Below are 11,443 nucleotides of genomic sequence, written 5' to 3'. Positions count from 1 at the left end.
GAGAGATAAGAATGGAAGTCGGAAGCGCCTTTGCCCGAAAGGCGCTGACCGCTTCTCCCGTTATATCCACGAATACGGGCATGTCGATATGATTGGCATTCCTTCTGGCCCCTGGCTTTGAGAACGGCAATGCCGTTCACGATTTCTTCCCGAGAGTGCTTGCTTGTCAAGAAATCCGCTGCGATCGAATCTCCGGGATACGTTACTCCGAACGCCAAAGCGACAATGTCGACCTCTGCAGGAACTTCCTCCAGCTTGTTGCCTCCGCTTCGTATCCTAACCAATACCCAATAACTATTCCGCGCTCATAGTCCATCGCCGCCTTGCAATTGATAGATTTTTAGCCCTCGGAGCCAAAACAAAGTAACCGAGTCGGCATTCACAATTAATGAAGTTGTGTTGGTGCCCGGACGTAGAATCGGAATCTCCGCCGCGAAGTAGCTGTCGACATAACCGAATCCCGCGCCGGGAAACTTGTAATTGGCAGCAAGCGGCTGATCGTTAAAGCTGATTTCAACCGGCGCGTTTCCTGCTTGATCGCGGTTTCGGGAAACGAGTCCGTTATAGTTGACAACAACCGGGAAAGCGTAGCCTTGTTGAAATTCCATTGACGCTTGGAAGGTGCCGTTTCGATCATAGGCAAAATGATCCCCTGCGAACCTCCCGTCATTGCGTTGAACCGATACGTTGTGGGTAGCCGGCGGGTTTGTCGACAGATTGCAGCTAGTCGTTTCCTGAAAATACGTGAGTCTAGTAATTTGCAAGTTATACAGCCAAAAGAACGTTCGTGCATCAGAAGCGACCTGCAATCGGGCTGTATTCGTCCCATTAGCCAGCTGTGACGAAGGGATCACAAATTGAATCAGATGCGGGCTGAAGCCTGCTCCTGGAACGGTGAATTTGGATACGATAGGCTGGCCGTTTACCGTTAACGTAATGGGAGAGTACCCTTCTCTTTCGCTGCTTCTGGATACAAGCCCATAGACCGAAAACAAGGTGTGGCCGAATTGATTCTGAAAGTCGCCCGAACCGAACTCAACGGCAACGCGGCCGTTATTTGCAATCAGGATATGATCGCCCGCAAACTTGCCACTATTCTCGATCAGCCGCAGATTTTGGTTTACTGCCGGCGGGTTTTTCGAGAAATCCGCGACATCGTTTTCTTGAACGTAACGAAAGATATTCAAGTTTAAGTTATACAGCCACAAGTAGGTTCGAGCAGCCGGGGAAGTCTGAATTTGCAACTGGTTGACTCCTTGAAAGAGATAGACCGGCGGAATGATGAAGAAATTGGGATAAGCTCCGTAACCACCGCCCGGAATCGTGTAGTCGGCGATGACGGTATTTCCGTTAACCGAAATAGTAATGGGCGAATACCCTTCACCTTCCGATGTTCTGGATACAAGCGCGCTTAAAGATAAGGCTGCGGTGTCCGATGTATGGGCTACGGCGTCCCAATTGAAGGAAAGAGTTACATTTTGGCTAATGCCTAACATAATATGATCGTTTTCAAAGGCACCGTCGCTATGGACCATGCCGAACCCTTGCAGCTGCGGCGGGTTAATGCTGAAGTTGGCTGCCAGACCGGATTTGCCAATGGTAAAAGGAACCGGTGCAGACCAAGGTCCCGCTTGTACTTGGAACATGCCGCGCACTTGGGCGTTATAACGTGCAGGCCGCGGAAGAGGCGTCATGTCTACTTTTCCTTCGTTTCCGGATATAGCGTAATTTGGCTGTAGGTCGATCGGTTGACCCGCTTCGTTCGTGACCCGGATCTGAAAATCGGTTGTTCCCGCCAAGGGGCTCCAGGAAAGCAGAAGCGTAGAATCCGATTGTGCAGCGATCGCTACTTGCTGCGGCGGCTGAAGGCCGATAATCGTCACCGGGCTGCTGTGTGTGCTCCAGTCGCTTGAGTAGCCTTCCACTGTAACTTTCACTTGCGCTGAATATTGATCTCCTTCCGCAAAAGGCTGACCGTTATCCAGCGTTAATTGTGCTGCTGGATTCGTCAGGCCGTCCATTTGCACAGCAGTCTGAAACGTGTAATTGGCTGAAAAGAGCCGGATGGAATATAACGCGGTCTTCCCCTGTAAAGCCGGAGGAAGCACGGAGGCTTGCCATGCAGCGTCGACTCGCTGTTGAATCGCCGCATACTGCAGGGATAACCCTGAAGGCGGCTGCAGCACGATCGGATCGGGATACAGCGCAGCGAGTGCTTCAGCGATTTCAGTTTCATTGAACTGGGCCGACAGCAGTGCATTCTTCATCGCTTCCTTATCCAGTTGAGGAAATACATGCGCCGATTTCAGTACCTTCGCGGTATCTAACGCATGAGGCAATTCTGGAAACACACCGGATAAATGAAGCGCTTGGGCAACAGCCGGCGGCTGGCCATAACCGACCTCCGGCCGGATCAGCACGGAAGCGGTGGCTTCCGGCGTCAAATCGGGGAAAACGGGATATGGCTCGCCATGCTTCAAAACCAGCGTCATCTGAACGGAAGTAAGCGAAGTGTAGGCTTCGTGAATCGCTTGCGTAATGTCGGCGGCTTCCTTCTGCGGAAACGCCAGGCGCAGCAACCATGCTTGGTAAGAGATGGCTTCAACCGCTGCGTCATGCTCCGTTGAGATTGCGAAAGCATCGGCTTCAATGATAGCTGGATACTGAGCACCGCCCGACGGCAGTATTAAGGGCCGGAATACATACAAGGCTTCGTTCAGCGTGATTTTCGGGTCCATTCTCTCCCGCCCCTCATGTTTACGATTTGTTGAATGCCGAATCGATGGCGTTCCGAATGTCATTTGGGGCCGACTGCGGGAACAATGTGGCCAGCGCTGCCGACAATGCCTCTTTGTCCTTGTACCCTGCGTTAAAGAACGTTTGCGCCATCAGCAAAGGCGTATTGGAGCTGTCCGTAAAGTAGACTCGCAGCAGGATGCCTAACTGCACAGGCTGAGTGTCGAACTGCGAATCGCTTTCTTTAATCGTCGCGACCGCCTCTTGAGCCGTTTTGCCTTGCTGCTGAAGCTGCAGAACGACTTGTTTTACCGATGGCGCCGGAAAGGAGCCGATTGTGAGCGTAATAAAATCCTGCATGCTGATTTTGCCTTTATAAAATACACCCAGCGCCGCGCTCGCGCGAGCAGCGGAAATGCGTGCCGCGCTCAGCGACCAAGCCACTTGGGCGGGCTGTGCGGCAGATTCGGGGAACACCTTCACCAACAGTTCAATTAGCAAAAGCGCATTGGCATGAAGCAAAGGCTTTTGGCTTACCAATATCGGAGCCGCATCAGGGGCGATCAAGCCGTTGTTTTTAAGCTGCTGTGCCAACGTTTCCACCGTCGGAAGTGAAAAAGACGGGTTGGCGACAGCCCAATACTGAAACGGCGACACGGCGTCACGGATGTTGGCGACGATTTCTCCAATGCCTAAAGGAGCGGTTGCTGAGCCTTGATACCGCTGCGTTCCGTAAGTGACCAAGCCGATGATTTTGTTTCGGTGTTCGGGAGGCAGTTCGGATTCCGGCGTCAGCAGAGAAAATTGGAACGCCTCGCTCACACCGGTAAAGGATAAGCCGGTCACAGTCTCTTCGGCCGTCCCGCCTTCCGCAGCAAGATTGTATTGTAGACGATCCAAGTACACGTTACATTTGAGCCCGGAGAACATCAGCTCGTTGGATACAAACGATACCAGCGTTTGCGGAAAGCCGATGCCCATCGAGTAATAAACATTGCCTTTGTCCGTCATGGTACGTAGCAGCCCGATCACGGTTCCCTCCTCTTTGCCAGCAGCTAGAGGGTAAGCTTTAAGACCGCTTCCGTGAGGCAAGACAGCGACGCTCTGCGCCCAGTATGTTGTAAGCTCGGATCCGTTTAAGCCTCTTATTTTGTCCGCCGGAAGCGTAGGGATTCGGTCCGGACTAAGCGTGCCGGACACGATTCGGTCCGCGTCCAAGCCGGGCAGCCGTTCAACTGCAAATTGCCCGGAATCAATCTGATCCGCGCTTAATTTCGGAATCCGGGCGATATCAAGCTGCCCCGACTGAATCATCCCGGCATGGAGGGCACCAAGCCGCCCGTCTTGCAACGTTACTTGCTTATGTACCGAAGTGTCGATGTCTAACGTATAGGCTGCGGGAGCGGACTCGTTGACAGCGTGAACGGTTAGCCTTGCAAGAGGAATTTGACCGGGTGTAAAGCTGCTGCCTTCTTCCGTCAAACTTAACAAGGGAACGCTTTGGAGCTGATTATCCGTCAGTGGGATCGGCTCTTCATTCGGTTCAATAGATAAAATCCAAGTTTTCCCCGCAAAGTCGGTCGCCCCCGCGTGAATCGTAACGACATTGGACTGCACGGTAACTTCTTGACCCGCAAAAGATGCCCTGTTAGATAATGATATCAGCTTACCTGCCGCATTTAGCGCAACACCGGTGGAGATGTTGACCGCACCGGTGTTGTCGTTCACAACCGCACTCACGGCCAAACCATACAGTATACCGGCTTCCCATAAGGAGACGGCGAGCAGCTCACGCTCCGATACGTGATAATCCCGTTCTCTTTCAAAATCCTCGACGCCCAAAAGCTGGTTTGAATAATACCGTTCTTTAATGATCGTCGGAACGGTCGTTATGGCCATTGTTCATCATCCTTTTTCGCTTATCGTGAGTCGTGCTAAGGGATTCGGGTGTTTTGGCCAATCCGGCTTTGCCCGATGGTCATATAATCCGGGATTGCCACCTTGGCGTAGACCGTATCCGTTATTACTCCGTTCGTGTTGTAAGACTTTAACTGCTCGAGCTGGCAGCGAAGATCGTCGGCATATTCCTTGGCTTTGTCGTTATCGATGCCCGCCAATTGGTCGATGGCAACTTTAATGCCTGCAACGGTGTCCGGATATATAAACGTAAGGTTCTTGACAACAGCATTCACAGATGCGTTCATGCCGTACTTTTCATACCGGGGGATGCTATCGAAAGGCACGTCGTACCTTAACTTGTTACACACTTTTATTGTGGTCCCGTCCCAGATCGGCGATTGGGAACCGATTTCACCTTGAAGCAGCTGGAAATTATACTGGATCACAGCCTCCCCGCCGGGCTCCCCACCCATCTTCCATTCAGCGTAATAGTCGCCGTTTGGTGCAATGCCTACGATTAAGCCTTGGACCTGAACATTCGATTTTACCTGACGAATAACGGCCATCACTTTGTCGATAGCGTCCTGAATTTTTTGCCTTGCCGCATCGAGCTGTTCGTTGGCTTGACGCTCCTTCTCTTCGTCTTTCCCCGTCAGCCAATCCCACAGCTCTTCAAACAAGTCTGCCAGCCCGCTGATTAATGCCGGAATCCCAAGCAAAGCTACGGCAGCTAGTGCCGCAGCCAATTCGGCCAATTCGGCGAGCGTTCCCTTCACCAAATTCTTAGCCGCTTCGGCCAGCGCCTTGGCTAGCTTCTCGAGCCCTTTAGCCAAGGCGCGGCAGATGAAGCGGGCGACGGCACTGGCGCCACCCTTCAGCGCGGCATATTCGGCAATGGCCTTATATGTATCTTCCTGCTGCAGCATTTCGCCGATGACGGACTGTGAGTTGGAAACCAAGGAGGTCCATAATGCGTTCGGCAAATCATGCACGCTGGCAGGGATGGCGAACATGACTGTGAAAGTGATTTCATTGTTTGCAATTTTGGAACCGCCGGCTTTAATCGTATAGTTAAGCTTGAGCGGAATTTCCATCAGTCCGCTGTCGTTTTTTCTCGGGCTGCCGTTCAGTTCGGGCTTCAACGAAGTTTCCGTCAACCCGTCGAGCCAATCCGATTCGATTTTCCGGCAGTTGTCTCCACTGTTGAGAACAGACAAGTAATCCTTGATCCAGTCCACGGTGTTGGACGGCAGCCCGTTCAGCTTCGAAATGTGGAATCCGCTGTTTGAGTCGGTTCCCCGAGTCCATGTAAACTCTATGTCCAGCGTAACTTCCTGGCTGCTGCTTCCATTTCCGGTAGGCAATTCGACGTAGTGCAAAGGAACTCTGACGCTGCCGACAAACGCGCTTTGGGACAAATCGTAGCTGGCGCTGACTCTAGCTATCGGGGTGTTCATAATGACGACGCAGGTGTCCAGTTTGAAATATTTGTCTCCCGCCGTTGAGCATATCTCAAGAACGGCATCCTTAAGCACGAAAAAATCGAAATCGAACGGCTGCAGGCTTCGGGCCGTCAGCTTGAACGTCTTCTCTTTGACACCGAGAGAGACGGCAAAGTCATAGTTTCCGAAAATAGTCAGAAAGGCTTCGGCATAGTAACCGGGATTAAGCTTGATAGTTTGGGACGGGTTCTCGGGGTCTTTATACGAATAGGTATAATTATCGTGTGCATCGGGAGGAGGTTTTAGAGCGTACAAAGCTCCTCTTTTAAAAGCGAATTGATTCGTTACTTCATCTGCCCAGTCCCATGAACCGCCAATCACTTTAGTAATGAAGTCGGTTAAAGTCAACTGCGGATCGGCGGATAACTCGACCCGGACCAATCTCGGAGAAGACGCTTCAAACAAAATAAGACCGGACAAGGTAAATGCATCAAGGCTTGGGAATGTAGCCGTTGCCTTGAACGTCGTATCTGCCGTCACGCTGCCGTTAAGCTTATAAATCCTTGCGCTTACTTTGAACTCGTTCAAGCGTACGCCGGTCATGCCCAACGGATCGTCAACGGACGTTGTTATGGATTCCGAATGGAGCGTAGACGGTTCACAGGGTATTCTACTTGGTACAGTAAAAATAAGCTCCTTTCCCGTACTCACTTCCATGTCGCCGTAAAGGAGGACCGGAGAACCTGAGTCTAAGTCGAATTCCATCAAGGATAACAAATATAACGTGCCTTGCGTCGTCGTATTGTAATCCATTATTCTATCCCCTAACAAGGCTGAAGATAAAAAGAAAGGGCGGACTCCCAACAGATATTGTCGAAAATCGCCCTTTGCTTTGCTTTGTGATTATGTAGTTGTTGTTGTGTATGTACGATTCACGGAAATGCCTCCGCCTAATACGCTGAAAAGGTCTCCAATAATCGGAATCGGCTTCGGCTCATGTGTATCCGGATCCAATACGGTGCCGGTTAGAGCCATGTTCAGCTTCATCGGCGGGTAATCGCCGTCGGCATCCTGCTTGTCCTGATCGATGGAGAGGCTGGTTACTTTAACGTTGGTATTGAGTATGCCGTTAAAAATTTCTTTGATCGTGTCCGGCCATTCTGGACCTACCTCTGTAGGAATGGTTTCAACTCCGCCTATCTTGTCGTTCAGCCAAGTGATCAAGTCGCTCAAACTGCCGAGATCCACCTCTGTGTCGGTCGGCAGTTGGAAATGCAAGCCTTTTTCTTTCACATGGTTCAGATCTTGCGCCGTAATGTTAACTTCCTTGTTGTCATTGCCGAGCCCGATCGTGATGTTGAATCCAAAGCTCATGCTTGGTTCATAATTCGTTGTCATTTTACTTGGCTCCTCTCACATTATCGATTTGCGGAACGCTGACCGAACATGACAAAGCCGCCAGAAGCATGGAATGCGATGTGGTACATCCCATAAGAACTGGCGGCTCATAGTTGTTAAAATATTCTAAAATTTATTATGCAGAGTAAACGAATATCCGTCAAGTGGAATTTAAGTAAAATATTATTGACTTATACGTATATTGACTGAATCACACGAAAGAGTATGGTCCGCTGATAAGACCTGTTCGTTTTTAGTAATGCACCATACCTACGCTGGTTTCCTCTGCCTATATGTATTTTCTTAACTGCGAAATTCTCCCCTGAGTAAGACCCATCATTTTAGCAATTTCACCCTGTTTTAAATCCGGTTCCCTTTCTAGTATCGATCGCAAGATAGCTGCAGCCTGCTCTCTTTTCCCTCTGGTTTGTTTTGGGAATCACCATGACGGCTTGCTGAATCAGGAACCGCAAAGCTACCTGTGCGATTGATTTGTTATACCGGTCTCCGATCGCTTTCAAGACTGGATTGAGAAAGAAGTCCTTCCGGCCTTCGGCAAAAGGTCCCCAGGATTCGATCTGCGTGTTGTACTTCCTCATAATTTAGCATCTTTACGACATAATCCGTTCTAGGGATCGTCAAATTGTGATCTTGTTTCAATTCTATTTTGTGTCCGAAAGTAACGTGTTCATCCATGGCAACTCTGCCGCACATCCATGCATTACATCCGTAATGGCCTTGGATTTTTTCATATTCTTAGATCCGAGGCTACATTACACCGCTGTTAAAATGAGCGGCTTACCTTTGGTAATGACAATCGTGTGCTCAAACTGGGCGGCGTAGTGATGGTCCGGCAACAGCAGGCCCCACCCGTCAGCGCTCTCATCTGCAAACTCCGCTCCGTCCGATACAAAGGTTTCCACCGCAAGCACCAGTCCGTTCGTAAGCAGCCTGCTGTCTCGCGGATCATAGTAATTCAGAATGCTATCCGGCATCTCATGCAATTCGCGGCCAATGCCGTGCCCGGACAAATTGCGGATGACGGTAAAGCCGTCCTTGCGGGCTTCGTTGTGAATCGCCCGTCCGATGCTGCTGATCTTCGCACCCGCCCTGGCCCTCTGAAGCCCCTGATGCAGCGCGCGAAGCGAGCTTTGACACAGCTTTTCCTTGTGCAGCGAACTGGTTCCTACCACAATCGTTGCCCCGGTGTCAGCAAAATATCCGCCCAGCTCCGCCGACACATCAATATTAACGACGTCACCTTCCTCCAGTACCCGAGGACCTGGAATGCCATGCGCAACAACCTCATTCACGGAGATACAGGTTGTTCCCGGAAATCCGTAGGTGATACCAGGCGCGGAGACGGCTCCATGCTCATCCAGCACCCTTTTGCCGATACGGTCGAGCTCTGCCGTAGTGACTCCCGCCCCGACAGAGGACAGCATCTCCTCACGGGCCATTGCGACGATACGGCCGATCCTCTGCAAAGCGATTAGATCGTGTTCTGATTCGATAGACAAGTTTTAAACCTCCGGTTTGCAATATATTTTTCTCGATTAATTTCAGTATACACGAAAAAGAGCCTCGTTTTCCTTCTGGAACTCAACTACGGCTCCTGGGCTCGCGCAAGCGATGTTCGCAATCAGGACGAATGCTCCGGCGCATGCATGTCCGTGCCCGTTCTTACCGGCGCCCCGACCTCCCCAAGGCTCAAATTGATTCTTCGGCCGTTGAACGCTACGGCGTTGATCTGGACCTCGCCTGCATTCGAGCTTGCCGGTTCCGGGGGAAACGGAACATTTTCATGTCAAACGAGCACGATGAAAAGATAAACGAAAAACCCGCTTCGATCGAAGCGGATTTTTCGTTATTCATAATGCCTCTGCTAGGGATTTCTCGATGTCCGCGACACTTTGGAATTGGCCTTGGACGATGCGGGCGATCTTCCCTTCCGGAGAGATAAGAATGGAAGTCGGAAGCGCCTTTGCCCGAAAGGCGCTGACCGCTTCTCCCGTTATATCCACGAATACGGGCATGTCGATATGATTGGCATCCATGAATTCATGGATCGTTCCACGGCTTTCCCCCACATTGACGGCTAGCACGGCCGTCGTGTTTCCAGCCAGAGCCGAGCGGGCTGCTTCGCTGATCAAAGGCAGCTCCTTGACGCAAGGAACGCACCAGCTGGCCCAAAAGTGGATCAGCACCGCCCGGCCGCGATAGTCGGATAAACGGATGCTGTCCCCGGTCAGAGACTTGACCGCGATATCCGGAGCTGCCGAGCCTTCTTTGATCGAAGCGTCCGTCCCTTGCGGCCGGTTGTCGACGATAGTGGCGACGGTCACAAGGAGAGCAGCGGCGAGAAGAAGCAAAGTCAGCATGACCTTTGGCCTTCGCAAAGAAATGATGCGGCCTCTTTTCATAATTCCTCCTTATCCGGATACAGGGCGCGTATCGCTGAAGGCTGCATGCAGCCCGCCTGGACCGTATTCCTCCAAAAAGGACGAAACAGCGCCTTGCTTGACGGCCGATCCTTCCTGAAGGAACAAGACGTAATTCGCGGAAGCTTCGGCGACGGGCAGCTGATGAGTCGAGTATATCACGGCATGGCCATCCTCGCCGGCCCTCTTCACCAGCTCCACAAAAGCATCCATCCAGTAAGGATCCAGGCCGTTGGTCGGTTCATCCAGCACGAGCAAGGACGGCCGTGAAAGCAGCGCCTGAGCGAACAGCAGCCGTTGGCGCATGCCTTTGGAAAATGAGGTGACCTGCTTGTTCCTTACTCCCGTCAAGCCGACTTCTTCCAGGACCTCCTCGGTCCTCCCGCTGGACAGTCCCCTCAGCGAAGCCCAGAAGCTCAACGTCTCCCAAGCTGTCAGTCCTCTGGCAAAGGAGTAGTCGTCCGGCATATAGCCCAACTGCCCGGCGTAGGACCGGCGGTTATCCTTCCAGCTGAGGCCGTTCACTTCAATCCGCCCTGTCGTCGGCTGAAGGATGCCCATCACCATGCGCAGCAGCGTGCTTTTGCCCGCCCCGTTGCCGCCGCAAAGGGCATAAACGTCACCTCTCTGCAAAGACAAGGATACAGGACGAAGGATCGTCTGGCCTTTGATCGTTTTGCCGGCTCCCTCGATTCGAAGAACAGGTTCATCCACGGGAACGCCCCCTTTCCCAAGCCCAGGCTGAGACTCCGGACGCCGCCGCGATCCAGAGCAGGCATACGGCTGCAAAAAGGATGGATCCCCGCGGCTCGCTCATGACGTCCACCCATTTGTAATAATCGGGACCGAGGATAGAACCGCCGCCCAGCTTCACCACGACGAATAACCGCACCAGCTCCGCCGGATTGAGAAACGTCAGGAAAATCAGCGCCGGCTTGATCCACAGATAGGGAACAAACCCAAGTCCCGCGATCAGCAGCGCCGGCCAGCCGATGACGGTGAAAAACCAGAAAGCGACCCCGTAAGAGAGCGCCTGCCAGCGGTTGCGTGCCGCAGTCCCGATCAGCAGCGCGACGGCCAGAAAGAGCAGAATCAGGAGGACGGAGAACACCAGGAACAGCAGCAAGGTCTGAAGCTGGAAGCCTCCTCCTGCCAGCGCTCCGGCCACTCCGCTCACGCCGTAAGCGAAGGCGGCGACCGTCATCAGCACAATGGCGAGCCCGGCATATTTGCCGAGAATGAACGACCATGTCCGCAGAGGGTAGGTGGACAGCAGCTGCCAGCTCCCTTCCTCTTTTTCCGCTGTCAGGGAAAAGGAACCGATCAGCAGCGTCATGAGAGGCAGCAGATACAAAATCAAGCTTAACATGGAGCCCGTCGTGCTTGTGTAGCCCGATATCGAGCTGCTGGCATGAATCAGCAGCAGAACGAGGGTGAACAGGGTGAACAGCGCCAGAAACGAGTAGGCCCAAGGGTTGCGGAAGCCGAGCTTGATTTCCCTGCGCGCGATATGCAGCATATTCATCG

Annotated in this window: 9 protein-coding genes; all 9 read right to left on the bottom strand. The window is 52.3% G+C overall.

Going from position 1 to position 11,443, the window contains the following annotated elements; translation table 11 throughout:
* Positions 1-305: 305 nt before the first annotated feature.
* The 9 genes from ACLBWT_RS19335 to ACLBWT_RS19295 all read right to left on the bottom strand — a co-directional run bounded on the left by ACLBWT_RS19335 (position 306) and on the right by ACLBWT_RS19295 (position 11,441).
* The gene (locus ACLBWT_RS19335; RefSeq protein WP_447664752.1) at positions 306-2,738 is read right to left on the bottom strand and encodes a fibronectin type III domain-containing protein; all 2,433 of its coding nucleotides are present in this window, start codon (positions 2,736-2,738) and stop codon (positions 306-308) included.
* A gap of 19 nt (positions 2,739-2,757) precedes the next feature.
* Positions 2,758-4,635, bottom strand: a complete 1,878-nt coding sequence (locus ACLBWT_RS19330; RefSeq protein WP_447664751.1) for a hypothetical protein — start codon at positions 4,633-4,635, stop codon at positions 2,758-2,760.
* Between the two features lie 35 nt (positions 4,636-4,670).
* The gene (locus tag ACLBWT_RS19325; protein ID WP_447664750.1) at positions 4,671-6,890 is read right to left on the bottom strand and encodes a hypothetical protein; all 2,220 of its coding nucleotides are present in this window, start codon (positions 6,888-6,890) and stop codon (positions 4,671-4,673) included.
* A gap of 90 nt (positions 6,891-6,980) precedes the next feature.
* Complete coding sequence (locus ACLBWT_RS19320) at positions 6,981-7,475, bottom strand: hypothetical protein (protein WP_447664749.1); 495 nt, start codon at positions 7,473-7,475, stop codon at positions 6,981-6,983.
* Between the two features lie 289 nt (positions 7,476-7,764).
* On the bottom strand, positions 7,765-7,869 hold the full coding sequence (locus ACLBWT_RS19315) for a sigma factor-like helix-turn-helix DNA-binding protein (RefSeq protein WP_447664748.1): 105 nt from the start codon (positions 7,867-7,869) through the stop codon (positions 7,765-7,767).
* 379 nt (positions 7,870-8,248) lie between these two features.
* On the bottom strand, positions 8,249-8,995 hold the full coding sequence (gene map, locus ACLBWT_RS19310) for a type I methionyl aminopeptidase (protein ID WP_447664747.1): 747 nt from the start codon (positions 8,993-8,995) through the stop codon (positions 8,249-8,251).
* A gap of 351 nt (positions 8,996-9,346) precedes the next feature.
* Entirely contained in the window at positions 9,347-9,856 is a 510-nt protein-coding gene (locus tag ACLBWT_RS19305) for a TlpA family protein disulfide reductase (RefSeq protein ID WP_447664746.1), read from the bottom strand.
* 51 nt (positions 9,857-9,907) lie between these two features.
* On the bottom strand, positions 9,908-10,630 hold the full coding sequence (locus tag ACLBWT_RS19300) for an ABC transporter ATP-binding protein (RefSeq protein WP_447664745.1): 723 nt from the start codon (positions 10,628-10,630) through the stop codon (positions 9,908-9,910).
* On the bottom strand, positions 10,623-11,441 hold the full coding sequence (locus tag ACLBWT_RS19295) for an ABC transporter permease (RefSeq protein ID WP_447664744.1): 819 nt from the start codon (positions 11,439-11,441) through the stop codon (positions 10,623-10,625). Before ACLBWT_RS19295 ends, ACLBWT_RS19300 begins: the two co-directional genes overlap by 8 nt.
* Between the last annotated feature and the right edge of the window lie 2 nt (positions 11,442-11,443).

This window comes from Paenibacillus sp. D51F, from assembly GCF_053345695.1.
Note: the sequence above shows the minus strand (reverse complement) of the source record. Positions and strands in the feature narration are given on the sequence as shown.